The organism is Streptomyces sp. NPDC014894 (assembly GCF_043080985.1).
Classification (GTDB): domain Bacteria; phylum Actinomycetota; class Actinomycetes; order Streptomycetales; family Streptomycetaceae; genus Streptomyces.
In genome coordinates, this window is sequence record NZ_JBIBWD010000001.1 from 758,591 (window position 1) to 780,175 (window position 21,585).

21 protein-coding genes are annotated in these 21,585 nt (G+C 75.0%); 12 read left to right on the forward strand and 9 right to left on the reverse strand.

From position 1 onward, the window contains the following. Window positions 1–49 precede the first annotated feature (49 nt). Complete coding sequence (locus ACF089_RS03245; protein WP_392021035.1) at window positions 50–580, forward strand: NUDIX hydrolase; 531 nt, start codon at window positions 50–52, stop codon at window positions 578–580. Between the two features lie 31 nt (window positions 581–611). Here ACF089_RS03245 and ACF089_RS03250 read toward each other — a convergent pair whose 3' ends face one another. Next, complete coding sequence (locus ACF089_RS03250; protein WP_392021036.1) at window positions 612–1,472, reverse strand: 3-hydroxybutyryl-CoA dehydrogenase; 861 nt, start codon at window positions 1,470–1,472, stop codon at window positions 612–614. A 171-nt stretch (window positions 1,473–1,643) separates the two neighbouring features. Between ACF089_RS03250 and ACF089_RS03255 the strand changes: the two genes are divergently transcribed. Next, window positions 1,644–2,891, forward strand: a complete 1,248-nt coding sequence (locus ACF089_RS03255) for a glycoside hydrolase family 10 protein (protein ID WP_392021039.1) — start codon at window positions 1,644–1,646, stop codon at window positions 2,889–2,891. Window positions 2,892–3,047: 156 nt separating this feature from the next. On the opposite strand, the gene ACF089_RS03260 is transcribed toward ACF089_RS03255, so the two are convergent. Together ACF089_RS03260 and ACF089_RS03265 are read right to left on the reverse strand one after the other, a co-directional pair. Next, window positions 3,048–3,239 carry a DUF1918 domain-containing protein gene (locus ACF089_RS03260; RefSeq protein ID WP_392021040.1) on the reverse strand — a complete coding sequence of 64 codons (192 nt, stop codon included), beginning with the start codon at window positions 3,237–3,239 and terminating at the stop codon, window positions 3,048–3,050. Between the two features lie 143 nt (window positions 3,240–3,382). Next, window positions 3,383–4,294, reverse strand: a complete 912-nt coding sequence (locus tag ACF089_RS03265; protein ID WP_392021043.1) for a DMT family transporter — start codon at window positions 4,292–4,294, stop codon at window positions 3,383–3,385. On the opposite strand from ACF089_RS03265, the gene ACF089_RS03270 reads away from it, so the two are divergent. Further along, window positions 4,293–5,735 (forward strand): PLP-dependent aminotransferase family protein, encoded by a 1,443-nt coding sequence (locus ACF089_RS03270; RefSeq protein WP_392021046.1) that lies wholly within the window; start codon window positions 4,293–4,295, stop codon window positions 5,733–5,735. The two genes, ACF089_RS03265 and ACF089_RS03270, sit on opposite strands and share 2 nt — an antisense overlap. Window positions 5,736–5,932: 197 nt before the next feature. Beyond that, window positions 5,933–6,508, forward strand: a complete 576-nt coding sequence (locus ACF089_RS03275) for a histidine phosphatase family protein (protein ID WP_392021049.1) — start codon at window positions 5,933–5,935, stop codon at window positions 6,506–6,508. A gap of 4 nt (window positions 6,509–6,512) precedes the next feature. Here the strand turns inward: ACF089_RS03275 and ACF089_RS03280 are convergent, their stop codons facing one another. Together ACF089_RS03280 and ACF089_RS03285 are read right to left on the reverse strand one after the other, a co-directional pair. Further along, window positions 6,513–6,923, reverse strand: coding sequence for a PPOX class F420-dependent oxidoreductase (locus tag ACF089_RS03280; protein WP_392021051.1), 411 nt, complete (start codon window positions 6,921–6,923; stop codon window positions 6,513–6,515). A gap of 10 nt (window positions 6,924–6,933) precedes the next feature. Next, complete coding sequence (locus tag ACF089_RS03285; protein ID WP_392021053.1) at window positions 6,934–7,599, reverse strand: CGNR zinc finger domain-containing protein; 666 nt, start codon at window positions 7,597–7,599, stop codon at window positions 6,934–6,936. Between the two features lie 56 nt (window positions 7,600–7,655). On the opposite strand from ACF089_RS03285, the gene ACF089_RS03290 reads away from it, so the two are divergent. Beyond that, window positions 7,656–9,056 carry an MFS transporter gene (locus ACF089_RS03290; protein WP_392021056.1) on the forward strand — a complete coding sequence of 467 codons (1,401 nt, stop codon included), beginning with the start codon at window positions 7,656–7,658 and terminating at the stop codon, window positions 9,054–9,056. Here ACF089_RS03290 and ACF089_RS03295 read toward each other — a convergent pair. Beyond that, on the reverse strand, window positions 9,022–9,477 hold the full coding sequence (locus ACF089_RS03295) for a carboxymuconolactone decarboxylase family protein (protein WP_392021058.1): 456 nt from the start codon (window positions 9,475–9,477) through the stop codon (window positions 9,022–9,024). The two genes, ACF089_RS03290 and ACF089_RS03295, sit on opposite strands and share 35 nt — an antisense overlap. A gap of 94 nt (window positions 9,478–9,571) precedes the next feature. Between ACF089_RS03295 and ACF089_RS03300 the strand changes: the two genes are divergently transcribed. Together ACF089_RS03300 and ACF089_RS03305 are read left to right on the forward strand one after the other, a co-directional pair. Continuing rightward, a complete protein-coding gene (locus ACF089_RS03300; protein ID WP_392021060.1) occupies window positions 9,572–10,012 on the forward strand; it encodes a hypothetical protein in 441 nt (146 codons plus the stop codon). 402 nt (window positions 10,013–10,414) lie between these two features. Then, window positions 10,415–12,634 (forward strand): NADP-dependent isocitrate dehydrogenase, encoded by a 2,220-nt coding sequence (locus tag ACF089_RS03305; protein WP_392021063.1) that lies wholly within the window; start codon window positions 10,415–10,417, stop codon window positions 12,632–12,634. Between the two features lie 197 nt (window positions 12,635–12,831). On the opposite strand, the gene ACF089_RS03310 is transcribed toward ACF089_RS03305, so the two are convergent. Next, a complete protein-coding gene (locus ACF089_RS03310) occupies window positions 12,832–14,265 on the reverse strand; it encodes an NAD(P)/FAD-dependent oxidoreductase (RefSeq protein WP_392021066.1) in 1,434 nt (477 codons plus the stop codon). A gap of 979 nt (window positions 14,266–15,244) precedes the next feature. Between ACF089_RS03310 and ACF089_RS03315 the strand changes: the two genes are divergently transcribed. From ACF089_RS03315 to ACF089_RS03325, 3 genes are all read left to right on the forward strand, one after another. Then, a complete protein-coding gene (locus ACF089_RS03315; protein ID WP_392021067.1) occupies window positions 15,245–16,225 on the forward strand; it encodes an alpha/beta hydrolase in 981 nt (326 codons plus the stop codon). Then, window positions 16,218–17,354 (forward strand): acyltransferase, encoded by a 1,137-nt coding sequence (locus tag ACF089_RS03320; RefSeq protein ID WP_392021069.1) that lies wholly within the window; start codon window positions 16,218–16,220, stop codon window positions 17,352–17,354. Before ACF089_RS03315 ends, ACF089_RS03320 begins: the two co-directional genes overlap by 8 nt. Window positions 17,355–17,497: 143 nt before the next feature. Beyond that, window positions 17,498–18,403 carry an LLM class F420-dependent oxidoreductase gene (locus tag ACF089_RS03325; protein WP_392021070.1) on the forward strand — a complete coding sequence of 302 codons (906 nt, stop codon included), beginning with the start codon at window positions 17,498–17,500 and terminating at the stop codon, window positions 18,401–18,403. A gap of 119 nt (window positions 18,404–18,522) precedes the next feature. Here ACF089_RS03325 and ACF089_RS03330 read toward each other — a convergent pair whose 3' ends face one another. After that, window positions 18,523–18,957, reverse strand: coding sequence for a MerR family transcriptional regulator (locus ACF089_RS03330; RefSeq protein WP_392021072.1), 435 nt, complete (start codon window positions 18,955–18,957; stop codon window positions 18,523–18,525). Window positions 18,958–19,021: 64 nt separating this feature from the next. On the opposite strand from ACF089_RS03330, the gene ACF089_RS03335 reads away from it, so the two are divergent. Beyond that, complete coding sequence (locus ACF089_RS03335; protein ID WP_392021075.1) at window positions 19,022–19,933, forward strand: NAD(P)-dependent oxidoreductase; 912 nt, start codon at window positions 19,022–19,024, stop codon at window positions 19,931–19,933. Window positions 19,934–20,084: 151 nt separating this feature from the next. On the opposite strand, the gene ACF089_RS03340 is transcribed toward ACF089_RS03335, so the two are convergent. Then, window positions 20,085–20,438 (reverse strand): YciI family protein, encoded by a 354-nt coding sequence (locus ACF089_RS03340; protein ID WP_392021078.1) that lies wholly within the window; start codon window positions 20,436–20,438, stop codon window positions 20,085–20,087. 310 nt (window positions 20,439–20,748) lie between these two features. Here ACF089_RS03340 and ACF089_RS03345 point away from each other — a divergent pair, with 310 nt between their 5' ends. Continuing rightward, window positions 20,749–21,579 (forward strand): S1 family peptidase, encoded by an 831-nt coding sequence (locus ACF089_RS03345; protein ID WP_392021080.1) that lies wholly within the window; start codon window positions 20,749–20,751, stop codon window positions 21,577–21,579. The last annotated feature ends 6 nt before the right edge of the window (window positions 21,580–21,585 follow it).

Here is a 21,585-nt window from a genome sequence, read left to right on the forward strand (position 1 = left end):
GGGCACTGCTGCGATGTTGCCACCTACTGGTCGAAAGGTGGCACCAAACGTGCAGTGGACGAACTTAGACGAACAGAATGTGTATGAGAACCGCTGGTTCAGCGTCAATCTCGCCGATGTCGTTCTGCCGGACGGACGGCATCTGGACCACTATGTGATCCGGATGCGCCCGGTCGCGGTCGCGACCGCGGTCAACGAGGCCAATGAGGTGCTGCTCCTGTGGCGGCACCGCTTCATCACCGACAGCTGGGGCTGGGAGCTGGCCGCGGGCGTGGTCGAGGACGGCGAGGACATCGCGTCGGCGGCCGCCCGGGAGATGGAGGAGGAGACCGGCTGGCGCCCGGGCCCCCTCCAGCCGCTGCTGAGCGTCGAGCCCTCCAACGGCCTCACCGACGCCCGCCACCACCTCTACTGGTCCGAGAGCGCCACCTACACCGGCCACCCCGAGGACGACTTCGAGTCCTCGCGGCGGGAGTGGATCCCGCTGAAGCTGGTGCCCGATCTGATAGCCCGAGGTGAGGTCCCGGCCGCCAATATGGCGGCCGGGCTGCTGATGCTGCACCACCTCAGGCTGGGTTAGAGCCCGCTCCGCGCCGGGGCGCCCCGGCGGCTCAGGAGTACGGGTAGAAGCCCGAGCCCGTCTTGCGGCCGAGGCGTCCCGCGTCCACCATCCGCTGGAGCAGCGGGGGCGCGGCGTACAGCGGCTCCTTGTACTCGTCGTACATCGAGTCCGCCACCGAGGCGACCGTGTCCAGTCCGATCAGATCAGCGAGCTTCAGCGGGCCCATCGGATGGGCGCAGCCCAGCTCCATGCCGTTGTCGATGTCCTCACGGCTGGCGATGCCGGACTCGAACATCCGGACGGCCGAGAGCAGATACGGGATGAGCAGCGCGTTCACCACGAAGCCGGAGCGGTCCTGGGCCCGGATGGCGTGCTTGCCGAGCACCTTCTCGACCATGGCCTCGGAGCGCAGAATCGTCTCCTCGGAGGTGGTCAGCGCCGGGATCAGCTCCACCAGCTTCTGCACCGGGGCGGGGTTGAAGAAGTGGATGCCGACCACCTGGTCGGGGCGCGAGGTCGCGACCGCCAGCTTCACCAGCGGGATGGAGGAGGTGTTCGAGGCGAGGATGGCGTCCTGGCGGGTCACCACCTGGTCGAGCACCTGGAAGATCTCGGTCTTGACCTGCTCGTTCTCCACGACGGCCTCGATGACGAGATCGCGGTCGGCGAACTCCCCGAGGTCGGTGGTGAAGCTGAGGCGCTCCAGCGTGGCGTCCCGCTCCTCGGCGGTGATCTTGCCTCGCTCGGCGGCCTTGCCGAGCGAGTTGTACAGCCGGGTCCGGCCGATCTCCAGGGCCTCGCCCGTGGTCTCGGCGACCGTCACCTCCAGGCCGCTGCGGGCGCACACCTCCGCGATGCCCGCGCCCATCTGGCCACAGCCCACCACTCCGACGCGTGCAATGTCGGCCATTGAGTCCGTCACCTCGTGCCTTTCGCTGATCCAGTGCTGGTCCGGTGCCGGGCGGCCGCCACCGGGGAGGGGCCGCCGCCGCGACCCTCTGACGTTACTCCGCACAGGGGTGTGGCCGACGGCCAGGGGCGGGCATGCTGGTCGCACACACCGAGAGACGCGAGGTGGCACATGGGCCGGATCGGGAGACGGGGATTCGTGGCGACGGCGGCCGGGGCGCTGGCCGGGCTGGGGGTGGCCGGGGACGCGGCGGCCATGCCGGGTGCGGCGCGGGAGGCGCGGCACACCTCGCACCGGGCGTTCCGCGCGATGTGGCTGGCGACCGTCACCCAGCGGGACTGGCCCTCGAAGGCGGGGCTCACCGCGGAGCAGCAGCGCCGGGAGCTGCTCGCCCATCTCGACACGGCGGTCGCCCGCCGGCTGAACACGGTGGTGCTCCAGGTCAGACCGGCGGCGGACGCGCTGTGGCCGTCGCCGTACGAGCCGTGGTCGCAGTATCTGACCGGCGTCCAGGGCCGGGATCCGGGCTGGGACCCGCTGGGCACGGCCGTGGCCGAGGCCCATCGCCGGGGGCTGGAGCTGCACGCCTGGTTCAACCCGTACCGGGTCGCGCTGCACACCGATCCGTCCCGGCTGGTCGCGGCCCACCCGGCGCGACAGCACCCGGAGTGGGTCCTTCCGTACGGCGGGAAGCTCTACTACAACCCCGGGATCCCCGAGGTCAGGGCCTTCGTCCAGGACGCGATGATCGACGCGGTGCGGCGCTACGAGATCGACGCCGTCCACTTCGACGACTACTTCTACCCGTATCCGGTGGCGGGCCAGACCTTCGACGACGACGAGACCTTCGAGACGTACGGCGGGGGCTTCGCCGACAAGGCGGCGTGGCGGCGCGACAACATCGACCGGCTGGTGCGGGAGATGTCCGTGCGGATCCCGGCGGCGCGGCGGGGCGTCCGTTTCGGAATCAGCCCCTTCGCGGTCTGGCGCAACGCCGCCACCGACCCGAGCGGCTCGGACACCCGGGCGGGGGTGCAGACGTACGACGATCTGCACGCCGACACCCGAACCTGGGTCCGGCGGGGCTGGATCGACCATGTCGTCCCGCAGGTGTACTGGCACATCGGCTTCGCGGCGGCGGACTACGCCAAGCTCCTGCCGTGGTGGAACGAGACGGTACGGGGCACGGGCGTCCAGCTCTGCATCGGCGAGGCGCTCTACAAGGCGGGCGACCCGGCGCAGCCGGCGGCCTGGCAGGATCCGGCCGAGCTGTCCCGGCATCTCACGCTCGCGGCCGGGTACGGCGAGGTGCGCGGGCACTTCTTCTTCTCGGCCAAGGAGGTCGGCGCGGACCGCAACGGCGCGATGGCGCGGGTGGTGGCGGACCACTATCCGGGCCGGGTGCCGCCGCCCCGCTGACGCCGTGACCGCGCACGGGCCCGGCCGGCTCGTGCCCCCGGGCGGTCTCCGAACCCCGGCGCCGCGGATTCGCGGCGGCGGGGTCGTCGGGCCGTCCGGGCAAGGCGGCCGCCCGTCCGGAGTCGCTCCGGCCGGGCGGCCCGGCGGACGGGCCGGTCAGACGCGCTCGTGCGGCACGACCACGCAGTCCGGCCCCGGGGACACCAGGGTCTCGTGCCCGTCCTCGAAGCGGACGCGGTACGGGGGCTCGCCCCGCCGCCCCAGTACGTCGACGACTTCGGCGACCTTGTCGTGCAGGCCCACGGTCCTGCCGTGCACCAGCAGCTTGTCGCCCACATCTGCATGCATCGCGGTGACCTCCTCGCGGCGGTTCGTGTGCGGCGGTGGTCCGTGGTGTCGAGTCTACGGCCGGGGCGCGGACCGCACCCGCGACCGGCGGGAGCCCCGCCCCCGGCGGGGGAGCCGCGGCTTCCGGCAGCCGGGCGGTCCGGTCAGCTCCTGGCCCGCTGGGTGACCGCGATGCACACCAGCACCCCGGCCGCCGCGAGCGGCGCGGCGGGGGAGAGCCGTTCGCCCAGCAGCGCCACCGACCACACCAGCGTCAGCAGCGGCTGCGCCAGCTGGAGCTGGCTCGCCCGGGGGATCCCGATCTCGGCCATCCCGCGATACCAGACGTACAGCCCGAAGAAGGTCGAACCGGCCGCGACCCAGACCAGGCCGGTCACCCCCCGGGCGGTCAGCTCGACCGGCTCCACGCTCAGCGCCGCCGCCGTGCCCGCGAGCGCGAGGGGCAGACAGAGCAGCAGCGCCCAGCCGATCACCTGCCAGCCCGGCATCTCCCGGGCCAGCCGGCCCCCCTCGGTGTATCCGGCGGCGCACACCAGCAGCGCGCCGAGGAGATAGAGATCGCCGCGCCGCAGCGAGCCGCCGCTCTCCGCGACGGTGAAGACGATCACCACGGCTGCCCCGGCCACCGCCGCCAGCCAGAAGGCGCGCGAGGGCCTGCGGCCGGTCCGCAGGGCGGCGAGGACGGCGGTGGTCAGCGGCAGCAGCCCCACGACCACCGCCGCGTGCGCGCTGGTGGAGGTCTCCAGGGCGAGCGTGGTGAGCAGCGGAAAGCCCACGACCACGCCCGCGCCGACCACCGCGAGGGAGGCCCAGTGGCGGCGCTCGGGGAGCCGGACCCGCAGCGCCAGCAGAAAGCCGCCCGCGATCAGCGCGGCGAGGGTGCTCCGGAGCGAGACCAGCGACCAGACGCCGAAGGACTCCAGCCCCCAGACCGTGGACGGGAAGGTGAGGGAGAAGGCCGCCACGCCGAGCGCCGCGAGCAGGACCCCGCGGCGCGGCGCCAGAGCGGCGATCGCTATCGATCGCTGGGCGATAGCGCTATTCTGTACTGTCATGCACAAGCGTAGCAGCGTTGCTGAACTGGCCATGATCCTGCGAGAAGAGTTCAACCGCTACTCTTCGGGTGAGAAACTGCCATCGAGCCGGGCGCTGGTGGAACACCATCGGGTCTCCCCGGTGACCGTCTCCCGCGCCCTCGCCCGGCTCACCGCCGAAGGGCTGGTCGTCACCCGCCCCGGCTCCGGGGCCTTCCGCGCCGAACCCCGGCCCGAGGCGGCGGCCTTGGGCGACACCTCCTGGCAGGAGGTCGCCCTCAGCGCGGACGCCTCGGCCGACGCCGTACCGCGCACCGTCGACGCCTCCGGGGTGCTGGTCACCCTCGCCGCGCCGCCGCCGGGCGTGATCGAGTTCAACGGCGGCTATCTCCACCCCTCGCTCCAGCCGGAACGCGCCATGGCCGCCGCCCTCGCCCGCGCCGGACGCCGCCCCGGGGCCTGGGGCCGGCCGCCCTCGGAAGGACTGCCCGAACTCCGCGCCTGGTTCGCCCAGGGCATCGGCCCCGCCGTCGCCGCCGCCGATGTGCTGATCACCGCCGGGGGCCAGTCCGCCCTGACCACCGCGCTGCGCGCGCTCGCCCCGCCCGGCGCGCCCGTCCTGGTCGAATCGCCCACCTACCCCGGCATGCTGGCCATCGCCCGCGCGGCCGGCCTGCGGCCCGTACCCGTACCGCTGGACGCCGACGGAGTCCGCCCCGGACTCCTCGCCGACGCCTTCCGCGCCACCGGGGCCCGGGTCTTCGTCTGTCAGCCGCTCTTCCAGAACCCGACCGGCGCGGTGCTGTCGCCCGCCCGCCGCCCGGAGGTGCTGCGCATCGCCCGCGAGGCCGGGGCCTTCGTGATCGAGGACGACTTCGCCCGCCGGCTGGTCCACGCCGGCGCGGACGCGCCCCCCGCGCCGCTCGCCGCCGACGACCGCGACGGGGTGGTCGTCCACGTCGGCTCACTGACCAAGGTCGCCTCGCCCAGTCTCCGAGTGGGCGTGCTGGCGGCGCGCGGGCCGGTGCTGGAGCGGCTGCGCGCCATCCATGTCGTGGACAACTTCTTCGTCCCCCGCCCCCTCCAGGAAGCCGCCCTGGAGCTGGTCGGCTCGCCCGCCTGGGGCCGCCATCTGCGGACGGTGGCCGCCGAGCTGGGAGCCCGGCGCGACATCCTCGCCGCCGACCTCCGCCGCCGGCTGCCGGAACTCGCCCTCCCGTACATCCCCTCCGGCGGCTACCACCTGTGGCTGCGCCTGCCCGACGGCGCGGACGAGGCCCTGCTCGTCGCCGCGGCGCTGCGCGCGGGCGTCGCGGTGGCTCCGGGCCGCCCCTACTTCTCCGCCGAGCCCCCGGCCGGCCGTCTGCGACTCAGCTTCGCCGGGGTGGCGGGCGCCCCGGAGATCGCCGAGGGGGTGCGGAGGCTGCGCACGGCGGCGGACGAGGTGCTCGGCCGGGGCTGATCTGCCGTGGCGACGGCCGGAATTGACCTGTCGGGGCGACGACCGGGATCGGCCTGTCGGGACGACGACGGGGTCCGGCCTGTCGGGGCGGTGGAGGGTGTCCGTCCGGCGAATTTCCGGCGAACCTCTGGCCGCCCGTACCGGAGTGGACCGTTCTGTCCCTTGACGCTCCGGCCCCACAGGCACACCATCTGGCCATGAGTGTCCGGATCACGATGGTGGCTGCCGCTCGCAGCTCCTCCCTGCTCGCGGAGCGCTTCGACGACGACCGGCCGCTCGACGGGACCGGCTGGCACGAGGTGCGGCTCGCCGCGCCCGCCCTCGTCCCGCTCAACGCCGCCGAGCTGCGCTACTGCTCGCCGAGCCCGCGCAGCCGCGACACCGCCCGGGCGCTCGGCTTCGCGCCCATGGCCCAGCCCGCGCTCCGCGACTGCGACATGGGGCGCTGGCGCGGCCGGACCCTTGTCGAGGTGAGCGCGGTGGAGCCGGGCGCGGTCGACGCCTGGCTCTCCGATCCGCGCTCCGCGCCCCACGGCGGCGAGTCGCTGCTCGCCTTCATCCGGCGGGTCGGGAGCTGGCTGGACACCCGGCCGGCGGGGGACGGCTCCTCCGTCGTCGCCGTCGCCGAGCCCTCCGTCGTACGGGCCGCGCTGGTGTACGCGCTCAAGGCCCCGCCGTACGCCTACTGGGGCGTGGAGGCGCGCCCGCTCTCCACCCTGGTCCTCAACGGCCGGGCGGGGTGCTGGAGCCTCTGCCTCCAGGCCGTGGCCTGACCGGTCAGTCGACCTGGAAGCCGATCGCGCGCCGGGGCGTGATCCGCAGGACGACGCGGAGGGCCTGGGGCGGCAGGTTCAGATACTCGTCGCCCGCGCCGGGTCCCTCGTACTTCTCCGCCAGCAGCACGGCCGTCCGGCGGCCGGTGTCCTCCTCGATCGACGCCGTGCCGCGCAGCTCGACATAGCGGCCCGGGTCGTTCCGGTCGTACACGGTCAGACTGACCCGGGGGTCGGCCGCGATGTTGGTGACCTTCCGGCGGCCCTGCTGGGAGGAGATGACCACTTCGTCCCCGTCGAGACCGAGCCAGACGACCGAGGTCTGCGGGCTGCCGTCGGGGAGCAGGGTCGCGAGGACGCCGAAGTTCGGGGCGTCGAGAATCTGTCGCTTGGCGTCGCTGAGCGGGGAAGACATACCGGCGAGCCTAACCGCCGTCCCCCAACTGCCGCGAGCCGGAAGGATTTTGGGGAGCGTGATCGCGTGGTGATGGTCCGCCGGGGCTCTTCGCCCGCCGGTGGGCCGCCACCCGCTCACGGGTCGCGCACCGGCGTGAGCAGTAGCGCCGCTCCGGCCCGCTGCCCTGGGTGAGGAAGACGTTCCGGCAGCCGTCCGAGGCGCACACCCCGCCGGGCGGGCGCTGGCGGTCCCACACGAGCACGGTCAGCGCCAGGGAGGAGGAGGCGAGCAGCCATTCGCCCCAGGGGGCGTCGTCGTGGCTGTCGAGATGCGGATGCCAGGGCGAGGAGCCGCCGTGCGAGGTGAGCCGCAGCGTCCCGGTGCTCAGCGGCAGCAGCCGGTTGAGCCGCTCGGCGGCCTCGTCCGTCCCGGTCGCCGCGAAGACCTCGCGCAGCATCAGGGCCGCCGTCCGCATCCCGGCGACCTCGCGCTCCGGCAGTTCGAGGCCCGGTCCGCCGCCCGACCCGCCGGACCCGCCGGATTCGCCGGATTCGCCGTGTGCGCGCAGCACCGCGGCGACGGCCGCGGCCGAGGGGGCCTCCTCGCCGGTCAGCACATTGACCAGGGCCGCCGTGCGCCGGGCGACGGCGTCCACGGAGTGCCGGGCGGACCAGGAGCCGTCAGAGGTGACCATCCATCGAATGTAACGCATCTGGCGCGTCTTTGAGTTACCTGCGTAACGTGATCCAGATGAGAAAGCGTTACCGCCAACGCGGCCTTCCGGCGGGGTACGCGGCCGGGGCCGCCGCCGCCCGTACCGGCGACGAGATGTCCGGGCCCGCCCTGCTCCTGGCGGGCCCCGCGATCACCGGCTCGGCCGCCTCGGGCTCGGCCCTGCTGGCCGGGATCACCGCCGCGACGGCGCTCGGCGGCCCGCTCCTCGGGGCCCTGCTCGACCGCTCGCCCGCGCCGGGCCGGCTGCTCGCCGCGGCGCTCGCCGGGCACGCCCTCGCCCTCACCGCCGTCCTCGTCAGCCTCGGCCGGATCCCGCTCGGCTGGACCCTGCTGATCGCCGTCGCCGTGGGCCTCCTCGCCCCCGCCCTGGCCGGCGGCTGGTCCGCCCAGCTCCCCGCCGTGACACCCGCCAGGGAACTGCCCCGCGCGACCGCGCTCGACGCCATGACCTTCAACGCCGCCGCACTGGCCGGACCCGCGCTGGCCGGCGCGACCGCCCAGCTCGCCGGCGCGCACACCGCCGTGGCCGTCGCCGCCGTGCTGATCTCCCTGGCGCTCCCCGCCGCCCTGCGGCTGCCGCGCCGGAGCGAGAGGCCCGGCGCGGAGCCGGTACGGGGAGCGGGAGCGCCCCGGTGGTCCCGGCCCGCCGCCTGGCTTCGCACCGGCCTCCGCACCGATCCGGCCGCCGGGCTCCGTGCCGACCCGGCCGCCGGGCTTCGCACCGACCCGGCCGCCGGGCTTCGCACCGACCCGGTCCCCGGGCTCCGTGCCCAACTGGCCGCCGGGCCGCGTGCCATCGTCCGCAACGGGCCGCTCGCCCGGGCCACCGCCGCCACCACCGTCTCCTGCGCGGGCGAGGGCCTGTTCGTCGTCTGCGCCCCGGCGCTCGGCGAGCGGGACCTCGGCGGCCCCGGCCACGGCGCGCTGCTGCTCGCCGCCGTCGCCGCCGCGGCGCTCGCCGCGGGAGCCCTGTTCGCCCGCGCCCCCGTCCGGCCGCGCCCCGAGGCGGTGATCGCGGGCAGCGCCGTCCTGTCGGCCGCCGCGATGGCCCTGGCCGCCCCGGGCGGCCCCGTACTCCTCGCCGTCGCGGTCGTCCTCGCCGGGCTGGGCCAGGGTCCGCAGCTCGCCGCCGTCTTCGCGATACGCCACCGGGAAGCGCCCGAGCGGCTGCGCGGCCAGATCTTCACCACCGGAGCGAGCCTGAAACTCACCGGCTTCGCCGTCGGCGCGGGGATCGGCGGGCCCCTCGTCCTCCAGTCGCCGCCCGGCGCCCTCCTGGCGGCCGCGGCCGTCCAGCTCCTCGCCGCCCTGTGCTGCGCGGCCCGCCGTCGCGGACGGCCCGCGCGGATCGGCCCGGCGCGGTCCGCGGCCGACGTCCCGACTACCAGGTCGGGCCCGCCACCTGCCGGGTGGTGACATTGATCCGGTTGAAGAGATTGGTCAGCCCGACCGTGAGGACGATCGACGCGAGCTGCTTCTCGTCGAAGTGGTCGGCCGCCTCGTCCCAGATCCTGTCCGGCACCGGGTCCGAGGAGTCGCTCAGCCGGGTCATCGCCTCGGTCAGGGCCAGCGCGGCCCGCTCCGCGTCGGTGAAGTACGGCGCGTCCCGCCAGACGGCCACCGCGTGCAGCCGCTCGTCGCTCTCGCCGTCCTTCTTCGCCCCGGCCACCCCGCCCACCACACAGAAACCGCACCCGTTGATCTGACTGGCGCGCTGGTGGACGAGATGGAGCACGGCCGGCTCCACCCCGCCCTGCCGGGCCGCCTCGGCCACTTTCATCAGGGCGGGGTACGCGGCGGGGATGACCTCGGCCGGGTTCTTCATACGCGCGTGCATGACGGGCTCCTTCGTGATCCGTATCGGCTGTCCTGCTCACTTCACTGACGGATCGCGGCCCGCGAATGTGACACGCTGCGCGCGGGAGGGTGATGTGCACGATCGTGACGACCAGGGAACGGGCCGGGGCGGGGGCGTCGGCGGGTTCACCGCCGAGGATGTCGTCCGCGCGCGGTATGTGCTCGTGCACGCCGCTGACCAGGAGATATCGCTGAGCTTCGATGTCGGCGAGCCGACCGCGGAGACGATCGGCGCGCTGCTGCCGCACGCCCGCGCGGTGCTGGCCGCGTTCGGAGGACTCCGCGACGAGGCCGTCGCCTTCCTCTGGGAGTGGGGGGCCGACGGTACGGAACCGGCCGCCGAACGGGCCCGGTTCCTCGCCGAGAACGCCCCCACCAGCCTGGTGGTCGACGCCTCGGGAGAGTTCGCGCTCCACTACGAGGAGATCGGCGAGGGGCACTTCCTCGACGGCTACTGGCCCGCCGTGCGCTTCACCGCCGACCTCACCCCGCTCGAGGTCACCGTGGAGGCGTGACCGCCCGCCGTCCACCCGGTGACCCTCCGCCCCCCGCCCGGTGACCGCCCGCCGTCCGCCCGTGGCCGCCGCGCCGCGCGGTCCGTGCCCGTGAAGACCCCGCCGTCCGTCGGCGTCGTCGCCACACCGGCACCGCGTCCCTCGCGGACACGGCGACATCGCGCGGCGGACGTCCCGGGGCCCGCTGGACGCCGTCCGGGAGACCGGCGTCCAGCCCCCTCCGGGCCTGCGCCGGGGACGGCGGGACCCGCGCGCCGAGCGTCGCCTTCGCGCGGCTCCGGGGCGTCGCCCCGGGCGGGCGCCGCGCCGCCGCCGATCCGGGAGGAGGGCCCTTTCGAGAGGGCGGCACGGACGGGATATCTTGATGTCGAGCAATGTTGCAGACGTGGAGCGGAGCACCCGGTGACTGACTCGACCATCATCTATACGCACACCGACGAGGCCCCAGCCCTGGCCACGCACTCGCTCCTCCCCGTGGTCGAGGCCTACGCCTCGACGGCCGGGGTCAGGGTCGAGAGCCGTGACATCTCCCTGGCGGGCCGGATCATCGCGAGCTTCCCCGAGCGTCTGGAGGAGAGCCGGCGCATCGACGACGCACTCGCCGAGCTGGGCGAACTGGCCAAGACTCCCGGCGCCAACATCATCAAGCTGCCCAACATCTCGGCCTCGATCCCGCAGCTGAAGGCCGCGATCGCCGAGCTTCAGGAGCAGGGCTACGCGCTTCCGGACTACCCGGACGACCCGAAGACGGACGAGGACCGCGACGTCCGCGCCCGTTACGACAAGGTCAAGGGCAGCGCCGTCAACCCGGTCCTGCGCGAGGGCAACTCGGACCGCCGCGCCCCCGCGTCGGTCAAGAACTACGCCAAGACCCACCCGCACCGCATGGGCGCGTGGACCGCGGACTCCAAGACCAACGTCGCCCACATGGACGCCGACGACTTCCGCTCCACCGAGAAGTCCGCGGTCGTCGCCGAGGCGGACACCCTCCGCATCGAGCTGTCCGGCGACGACGGCAGCACCACCGTGCTGCGCGAGTCGGTGCCGGTCCTCGCGGGCGAGGTCGTGGACGCCGCCGTGCTGCGGGTCGGACCGCTGCGCGAGTTCCTGGCCGCCCAGGTGGCCCGCGCCAAGGCCGAGGGCGTGCTCTTCTCCGTCCACCTCAAGGCCACCATGATGAAGGTCTCCGACCCGATCATCTTCGGCCATGTGGTGCGCGTCTTCTTCCCGAAGACGTTCGCCGAGCACGGCGAGGCGCTCGCCGCCGCCGGACTGAGCCCCAACGACGGGCTCGGCGGCATCCTCAAGGGCCTGGAGGGCCTGCCCGACGGCGCCGCGATCAAGGCGTCCTTCGAGGCCGAGCTGGCCGACGGCCCCGCGCTCGCGATGGTCGACTCGGACCGCGGCATCACCAACCTGCATGTGCCGAGCGATGTCATCGTGGACGCCTCCATGCCCGCCATGATCCGCACCTCGGGTCATATGTGGGGCCCCGACGGCCAGGAGGCCGACACCCTCGCGGTCATCCCCGACAGCAGCTACGCGGGCATCTACCAGGCCGCCATCGACGACTGCCGGGCCAACGGCGCGTACGACCCGGCCACCATGGGCTCGGTGCCCAACGTCGGTCTGATGGCGCAGAAGGCCGAGGAGTACGGCAGCCACGACAAGACCTTCGAGATCCCGGTCACCGGCACCGTGCGCGTGCTGAACGGCGCGGGCGAGGCCGTGCTGGAGCACGCGGTCGGCGCCGGTGACATCTGGCGCATGTGCCAGACCAAGGACGCCCCGATCAAGGACTGGGTCAAGCTCGCCGTCACCCGCGCCCGCGCGACCGGCAACCCGGCGATCTTCTGGCTGGACGAGACCCGCGCCCACGACGCCAGCCTCATCGGCAAGGTCCGGGCCTATCTGCCCGAGCACGACACCGACGGCCTCCAGATCGAGATCAAGGCCCCCGTCGACGCGATCAACTTCTCCCTGGAGCGGATCCGCCGGGGCGAGGACACCATCTCGGTGACCGGCAACGTCCTGCGCGACTACCTGACGGACCTGTTCCCGATCCTGGAGCTGGGCACCAGCGCCAAGATGCTCTCGGTGGTGCCCCTGATGAACGGCGGCGGCCTCTTCGAGACCGGCGCCGGCGGCTCCGCGCCCAAGCACGTCCAGCAGCTGGTCAAGGAGAACTACCTGCGCTGGGACAGCCTGGGCGAGTTCCTCGCGCTCGCGGTCAGCTTCGAGCACCTCGCCCAGACGACGGGCAACGCCCGCGCCCAGGTGCTCGCGGACACCCTCGACCGCGCGACGGCGACCTTCCTCAACGAGGACAAGTCGCCCAGCCGTCGCCTCGGCGGCATCGACAACCGCGGCAGCCACTTCTACCTGGCGCTCTACTGGGCCCAGGAGCTGGCCGCGCAGACCGACGACGTCCAGCTCGCCGAGGCGTTCTCGGCGCTCGCCAAGACGCTCTCCGAGCAGGAGGAGACCATCGTGGCCGAGCTGGTCGCGGTCCAGGGCTCCCCGGTCGACATCGGCGGCTACTACCAGCCCGACCCGGTCAAGGCCGCGGCCGTGATGCGTCCGTCGGCGGCCTTCAACCAGGCCATCGCCTCGCTCGGCTGACAGCCGGGGCCCGGGATCCGCACCCGGGCGAGCTGAGAACGGGCGCGCCCCGGCCGGTGACATCCCACCGGCCGGGGCGCGCCCGCGTCGTCGCCGGGCCCCGGGCCCCCGGGAGGCCGAGCCCCGGTCCGCTCAGGCTCCCGGTCCGCTCGGGCCGGTGCCGTCCGGTCAGGCCGGTGCCGTCCGGCCTCGTCCGCTCAGCCCCGGGCGCCGCGGCCCGCGCCGGCGACCACGGCGAACTCCTCCTCCGTCAGCGGCGGTGCGCCGAGCGGCTCCTGCCGTGGCCCGAGCGCGGCCGCCAGCAGCACCCGGGGCTTCACCAGGGTCCGCAGCGGGGCTTCGAGCGAGGTGACGTCGGTGAACTCCTTCGTCATCACGAAACTGCCGGTGGACGTCTTGATCAGACGGTCCACATACCGGGCGGCGACCCGGTCGGTCCGGCTCGGGGAGCCGCCCCGTACACCGGGGTAGAAGACGTCCTGCCCGACCGCCAGGTCCCAGGCCGCCGACACCCGCCGGGCCACCGCGCCCTGGACGCGCCGGGCCAGCCGGGGGGCCGTGACCCCGCCGTCCGCCGCGTGCTCGCGCAGGGCGAGAGCGCTCTGCGCGGCGACCGACATCCCGTGCCCGTAGACCGGGTTGAACGTCGCCGCCGCGTCGCCGATCACCACGAACCGCTCGGGCCAGTCCCGGACCCGCTCGAAGAACCGCCGCCGGTTGAGGGTGCTGCGGTTGATCGTCACCCCGCCGAGCGGCTCCAGGTGCGAGATCAGCTCCCCGACCACCGGATGGCGCAGGCCCCGGTTGAAGTCCTCGAAGTCCTCGGCCCGCTCGGTGGGCTCGCCGCCCCGGGTCCCGGAGGCCGTCACCAGCCACCGGCCCCCCTCGACGGGCAGGATCACCGCGCTCCGCCCGGGGCGCGAGGCCCGCGCGTCGGCCTGCACGCTCACCACGGGGAACGTGTCCGCCCCGGCGGGCGCGCGGAAGAGCCGGCTCGCGTACACCAGCCCCGGGTCCACCGTCCGCCCGTCGGCCGGGGCCACCCCCAGCTCCTCCAGGAACCGCGGGGTCCGGGAGCCGCGCCCGCTCGCGTCCACCACGAAGTCGGCTTCGATCACCCGTACCGCGCCGTCCTCGCCCCGCACCCGGACGCCGGTGACACGTGTAGCCGTGCCGACGAGACCCTCCGCCCGGGTGCGCTCCACCACCCGCACCGCCCGGTCCTCCAGGACCTGTTCGCGGACCACCGCGTCCAGCAGATCGCGGCTGCACGCGATCAGGAAGTGCGTCTCGCGCCGCCAGCGCCGGAACCAGCCCTGCGGGCTCAGCCCCACCATCCCCGTCGGGATCGGCACCCGGCGCGCGCCCGCCGCCAGCCACCGGCGGGTCACCCCGGGCAGCAGCGACTCCGCCGCCCGCACCCCGCCGCTCCACAGCAGATGCACATGGCCCGCCTGCGGAAGCCCCTTGCGGGGGAGGGGGCCGTCCGGCAGGGCGTCGCTCTCGATCACGCGTATGTCGTCCGCCAGACCGCGCAGCGCGGCCGCCGCCAGCATGCCCGCCAGCCCTCCGCCGATGACGACGGCCCGGCGCCCACGCGCGTCCGCACTGACTCTCTTGGGGTCGGTCATGATGCCTGCTCTCTACCGGGCCGCCCGGGGGCGGGCTTCTTCGACGACAGGAGGGGAGGCCGCCCGCGCGGCAGAGAAAGCGGCGGCGGCCACGGGGCCAACAGGGGTGCCGACAGCGGAACCTGAGGGTTCATCATGATGCATCCGTCCATGATCGCTCAGCCCCTCGCCGGACGTCCGGCCCGTCCGGCCCCGGCCCGGTCCGCGCGTGCGGTACGGGACGGGCGGCCGCGCCCCCGCCGAGCCGTACGCCGTCCCCGGCCGGCCGGGCGGGCGGATCGGCCCAGGGGCGCGCGCCCGTCCCACAGCGCCCGGCGCCGGCCATGACCGGCCCCGCTCCCTTCGGCCCCCCCGCCCGCCTCCGTCCACCGTCCCCCCGCTCGCCGCCCCGCCGACGCACCGGCAGACGCCCGCTCCGCCGCGCCGCCACCGGAACCCTAGTGCCCCTACGGCCCACGGGTCAGCGATCCGGCGAGCCTGCCGGTGTCCGTCAACTGCCTTGCGTACGAAGGGAGTCCACGACCCGACCGGCAGGATCGACGGCGAATCCGTCCCGTCCCCGTGGAGCCCCGGCACCACCCGGCCCTCGGCCGACCGCCCGGGGCCGGGCCGCCCGCCCGTCCGGCGCGTGGTCCGGATACGGCGGTCGCTTCGCCCGCTTCGCCCGGCAGGCTTCTCCGCGGGAGCACGCGATGTCCGCGCGCGGCCGCCCGACCGCCCTCGCGACGGCTGGAGACGGCGCCCCGACCCGGGACCGTCACCCCGAAGCCGGCCCCCGGCGGGCCCGCCGCCCCGTCGCCCGCCCCGCCCCGTCGCCCGCCCGGGCGCGAAGCCCCCGCCCCAGGCGGCGGCCCCCCTACCCCTCATACCCCGGAGCCACCCCCGGATGGGCTCCCCAGCGGGACGCGGACCAGGCGGGCCGGTTCATAACTTCGGGTCCGTCACCGGCGAGAGCCGCTCCGGCATGGAAGGACCACTCATGGCGTCCCGTACCCGTCCCCGTCTCGCCCGTTCGCGGCGGGCTCTGATCGCGGCGCTGCTGGCGGCGTCGGTGGCCGTGCCGGTGTCGGGGGCGGCGCGGCCGGGTGCCGTGCCGGCTCCCGTGCCGCCCGTGCTCGCGCCGCTGACGGCGGCGACCCCCGAGGCGCTGCGCGAGCGGTACGCGGTCAACCGGGCCGCCGTCCGCGCCGCCGAGCGGACGGCCGCCGGACACGGCGACCACCGCCGGGCCGCCGCGCTGCGCGCGCTGGCCGCACCGGAGCGCAGGCTGCTCTCGTTCGACGGACGCGACGGCGGCCGCAGCGCCGAGGTCTTCGGCGAACCGGCGGCCGCCGACCGGATCGCGGTCCTGGTCCCCGGGGCCGACACCAGCCTCGACGACTACTGGCGGCTCCGGGCCGACGCCCTCGCCCTCAGCCGTGAGCTGGGGGACCGCGCCGCCGTCGTCGCCTGGCTCGGCTACCGGACCCCGGCCACGGTCGGCCCCGAAGCGCTCACCACCGGCCGCGCCGACGCCGCCGCCCCGGAACTGCGCCGGTTCGTAAGGGAGCTGGTCACCGCCCTGCCCGCCGCCCGCACCGCGCTGCTCTGCCACTCGTACGGCTCGGTGGTCTGCGCCCGGGCCGCCCCCGGCCTGCCCGTCGACGACATCGTGCTCTACGGCAGCCCCGGCACCGGCGGCGACGGCGACCGCGCCGCCCGGCTGGGCGGCGGGGCCGCCGTCTGGGCCGGCCGGTCCACCGGCGACTGGGTGGCCGAGGTGCCCGACCTCCGGCTGCGTCTGCCGTTCGTCACCGTCGGATTCGGGACCGACCCGGTGTCCGAGGAGTTCGGGGCCCGGATCTTCGACGCGGGCTCCGGCGGCCACGGCGACTATCTGCGACCCGGCTCCGTGCCCCTGCGGAGCATCGCCCGGATCGTCGCCCGCCCCCTCCCCTCCGGCCGGGCCGGCCATGTCTGACCGAGCCCTGCCCGGATTCGTCCGCCGGATCGAGGCCGCTGCCCCGCCCGGCCGGGACCGCGCCCTCGACGCCCTGCGCGCGTTCGCCGTCCTCGGCGTGGTCCTCGGCCACTGGCTGGTCACCGCACTGGTCGCCGACAGCGGCGCCGTCCGCACCGCCAGCCCGCTGGCCGCGCTCCCCGAACTGGCCCCGGTCTCCTGGGCGCTCCAGACCCTCGCCGTGTTCTTCCTGGTCGCCGGGGTGCTGAGCGCCCGCGGCCTGAACCGCGCCCGCGCCCGGGGCACGCCGTACCGGAAGTGGCTCGCGAACCGGCTGAAGCGGCTGTTCCGCCCGCTGCTCGCCGTCCTCGCGGTATGGGTCGCGGCGGCGGCCGCGATGCTCGCGTCCGGAACGGCCCACGAGACCGTGTACGCCCTGGTCCGGCTGGTCCTGGCCCCGCTCTGGTTCCTGCTGGTCCTCGCCGCGCTCACCGTGCTCACCCCGCTCGCCGCCCGGACGCCCGCGGGGTGGCCGCTGACGGCCGTCGTCCTCGTGGACCTCCTCCGGTACGGACTCGACGGGCCCGCCGAGTCCGGCTGGATCAATCTCGTGGCCGCCTGGCTGACGCCGTACTGCCTGGGCGCGCGGTGGGCGCGCCGCGGAACGCCCGGACGCGCGACCGGCTGGGCCCTGCTGACCGGCGGCGCGCTCGCCGCCTCGGCCCTGGTGCTCCTCGCCGGATACCCGGCCGCCATGGTCGGGGTGCCCGGGGCCGGCGCCTCCAATCTGAGCCCGCCCACCCTCGCCGCCGTCGCCTTCGGCCTCGCCCAGTGCGGCGCGGCCCTGCTGCTGCTCGGCCCGCTGCGACGGGCGCTGAACGGTCCGCGCCTCTGGGCGGCGGTCGCGCTGGTGAACCTCTCCGCGATGACGGTGTTCCTCTGGCACCAGACCGCCATGATCGCCGTCACCGCCCTCGGCCTCCTCGCGGGCGTCCCTCTCCCCGGCCTGCACACCCCGCCCGACACCGCCGGCTGGGTCCTCGCCCGCCTCGCCTGGCTCCCCGTGTTCGCGCTGGCCCTGGCGGTCTGCTGGGCGGCGTTCCGCGGCTGCGAGAAAGGCCCGCTCCGCCCGCCGGGCCCGCCTCGGTGAGGCCGATCCCGGGGCCGCCGGGCCCGCCCCGGTGAGGCCCGGCGCCCCCTCTCGGAGCCCGGTGTCACCCCGGCCGGACCGATATCGATCATCCCTCCGTGATCTCCCGGAACGGCGCGGCGGCGCGGTCTAGGCTGGCGCGCATGACGATGCCCCTGAGCGGTACAGGACTGTGGAGTACGGGATTTCGGTTCGCGGAGACGGACGCGGCCACGGCGGCGGCGGTACGGGCGGAGGAGCTGGGCTACACCGCGCTCTGGCTCCCCGACACGGACGGGAAGGGCCTTTTCGACCGGCTGGAGGCGCTGCTCGCCGCCACCGGAAGGATCACCGTGGCGACCGGGATCCTCAACCTCTGGATGCATGAGCCGAAGACGGTCGCGGAGCGGTACGCCCGGCTGACGGAGCAGTACGGCGGGCGGCTGCTGCTCGGCATCGGCGTCAGCCACGCCCCGCTCGTGGCGAGCGCCGGAGCCGGCGTCTACGCCAAGCCGGTGGCGAGGATGGGGGAGTTCCTCGACGCCCTCGACGCCGCCTCCCCGCCGGCGCCCCGGGAGGGCCGGGTGCTCGCCGCCCTCGGGCCCCGGATGCTGGGCCTGGCCAAGGACCGCGCCGCGGGGGCCCACCCGTACCTCGTGACGCCGGAGCACACCCGGATCGCGCGCGAGGCGCTCGGCCCGGACCGGCTGCTGGCGCCCGAGGTGACGGTGGTGCCCCAGAGCGATCCGGCCAGGGCCCGGGAGATCGCCCGCGCCGGGCTGGCCGTCTATCTCACGCTGCCCAACTACGTGAACAACTGGCTGCGTTCCGGATTCACCGAGGACGACGTCGCCGACGGCGGCAGCGACCGGCTGGTGGACGCACTCGTCGCCTGGGGCGAAGACGACGCGATCGCCGCCCGGCTGCGCGCCTTCCGCGACGCGGGCGCCGACCATCTCGCCCTCCAGATCTGGGACGGCGAGTCCGCCGAGGCGTTCGGCGCCGGGCGGATGCCCACGAACTTCCCGGTGGAGGACTGGCGGCGGCTGGCCGAGCTTCTGAACGGCTGACCGCGCTCTCCGGGCCGCGCCCCCGAACGGCCGGAGCGCTCCCGGGCCGCGCTCCCGACAGCCGACCGCGCCCCCGGGCCGCGTTCCCGAACGACCGAGCGCACCCCCGGCCGCGCTCCTCAGCGGCTGAGCGCACCCCCGGGCGGCGGGCCGACCGGTCCGCCGCCCGGCACGGCGCACTCCGTCTCGTCCGTCCACTCCACGGGCGGCGTCGCCGTGATGACGGTGTCCAGCGCCGCCCGCGCGGCCAGCAGATCGGCCACGGCGGCGTCGATCCGGTCCCGTTCCCGGTACAGATCGGGCAGCATGCCCGGACATCCCGGGGCCAGCCCGCCGAGCCCCTCCACCATGCAGGGCAGCAGCTCCGCGATGGCGTGGGTGGGCAGCCCGGCTGCCAGCAGCGTGCGCACATGACGCACGGTGATCACATCCTCCTCGGCGTACTCGCGATACCCGCTGGGCTGCCGCACGGGCGTCAGCAGCCCCTGCTCCTCGTAGTAACGCAGCAGCCGGGGGCTGACCCCGGTCCGCCGGGACAGGTCCCCGATACGCATCTGACGATCATCCTCGAATGTCGGGTTGACTCTCACACCAATGTGAGACTTTAGCGTGGCGCTCATGACACCACAGCTTTCAACCACCCTGTCCACCAGCCCCGTTACCGCCGTCGGCCTGGGCCCCATGGGCCTCGCGATCGCCGAGACCCTGCTGACCCGCGACCACCCCCTGACCGTCTGGAACCGCACCCCGGCGAAGGCCGAGGGACTCGTCTCCCGGGGCGCGCGGCTCGCGGCCACCGTCGCCGACGCGGTGGCCGCGAGCCCCGTCACCGTCGTCTGCGTCAACGACTACGACACTCTGTACGAGATCCTCGCCCCTGCGGCCGGCGCCCTGCGCGGCCGCACCCTGGTGAATCTGAACTCGGGCACGCCCGAGGAGGCGCGCGCGGCGGCCCGCTGGGCGGCGGAGCGCGGAGTCGACTACCTCGACGGCGCGATCATGGTCCCGCCGCCGCTGGTCGGAGACCCCGGGGCCGTCTTCCTCTACAGCGGCCCCCAGGACCTCTTCGAACGCCACCGGGCCACGCTCGCGAGCCTCGGCGATCCGCGCCACCTCGGCCCCGACGCGGGGCTCGCGGTCCTCTACAACACGGCGCTGCTCGAAATGATGTACGCGACCATGAACGGCTATCTGCACGCCAACGCCCTGGTGGGCTCCGCGGGCGTCACGGCGGTCGACTTCGCCGAACTCGCCCTCGGCTGGTTCATGCCGACGGTGGTCGTCAACCCGTCCCTCGCCCAGAGCGCCCCCGACCTGGACGCGGGGAACTACCCCGGCGACCTGGGCACCCTGGCCATGAACATCCAGGCGCTGGAGCACATCGTCCGCACCTCGAAGGAGCAGGGCGTCCACGCCGACCAGCCCCGGCTGATGCTGGACATCGCCCGCCGGGCGATGGCCGACGGCCACGGGCAGGAGAACTACCTGGCGGTCCACGAGGTCTTCAAGAAGCCGTCCCCGGCGGAATGAGCCCCGGCCGGACCACCGGCCGCGACGGCGGGGCGCGCGCTCCCGGGACGAGGAGCGCCCGCCCCCGCCGGCGGTCACTGCGCGCGTACGCGCACGTGCGGCCGTGCGGCGTACGCGTGCCCGCGCGGGTCACACGCACCCGCGCGGCGGATCAGCCCTCGGCGATCTCGCGGACCTCGGCGGTGAGGGTCCACCGCTCGTCGTGGACCTCCAGGAACCGCTTCGCCCACTCCACGGCCTCGGCCCGGTCCTTGGCCTGGATGATCGAGTAGCCGCCGACGACCTCCTTGGCCTCGGTGAACGGCCCGTCGGTGTAGCTCAGCGCACCCCCGGACCAGGTGACCCGGGTCCCCTCGGAGGTCGGGGCGAGCGCGGCGGTGTCCAGCATCACGCCGGCCCTGGTGATCTCCTCCAGCAGCTCGCCCATCCGCTCGTCGCAGTCGCCGCCGGGGGCTTCGGGGGCGTTCCGCTCGTCGATACGGATCATCGTCAGAAAGCGCGGCACGGTGTCTCCTCGATTCGGGGCGGGGTCTCTCCCCGCCTCTCACTGGTGCGTCGAACGGGAGACCGCCGGATCGACACCCCGTCCGAAGTTTCTCCGGAGATTTCTCCGGCGGCCCGCCGAGAGTCGAGACGGAGGGGGTCGATCCCGTCGGATCGGGCACGCGGAGGGGAGGAGGACGCCGCCGGCGCGGGCCGCCCGGCCGCCGGCTCCGTACACCCGAGGGACTTCCGTACACCTCACGGATTCCCGCGCACCCGGGGCTCCCGCGCGCCCGCGGGACCTCCGTACGCCCGACGAAGGGACGACCACCGTGCCCAGCACCCCCGGCAGCCGAACTCCGGCCCGGCGCGGACCGTCCGCCTCGGCCGGGCGGCGGGTCCGAGCCGCGGCCGCCGCCCTCGGACTGGCCGCCGCGCTCATCGCCGCCGCCCCTGCGGCCGCGATCGTCAACGGCGAGAAGGCCACCCAGCGGTACTCGTTCATGGTCTCCGTCCCGCTGAAGGGCGGCGCGCACTGCGGAGGCTCCCTCATCAGCCCCCGATGGGTCGTCACCGCCGCCCACTGCGTCGACGGCCCGCACGGCGGGCCCGCCGGAACGGTCCGGGTCGGCGGCGACCACCGTACGAAGGGCGGCGACCTCCGGGCCGTCGACCGGACCGTGCCCCACCCGGACCGGGTCCTGGAGACGGAGTCCGCCGGCCCCGGCGGTCCCGTCGTCAGAAACGACATCGCCCTGATCCGCCTGGACCGCCCCACCGCCCACCGGCCCGTCCCCCTCGCCCGCGGCGCCGGGCCGGTCGGCGCGCCCGCCCGCGTCCTCGGCTGGGGCGCCGTCGCCGACGGCCCCGGACCGCTGCCCGAACGCCTCCGCGAACTGGACACCCGCAGGGCCGCCGACAGCGACTGCCGCGGCCTCGACGCCGGCCGCGAACTGTGCGCCGTCGGCCGTGACCCCCACGCCATGGCCTGCGGCGGGGACTCGGGCGGCCCGCAGATCCAGCGCGGCGCGAACGGCCGCTGGGAACTCGTCGGCGTCACCTCCGGCGACGGCGACGCCGATCCGCGCTGCGCCCCCGGCACGGGCGTCTGGACCCTGACGCCCGCCCACGCGGGATGGATCGCCAGGACGATCTCCCCCTGACACCGC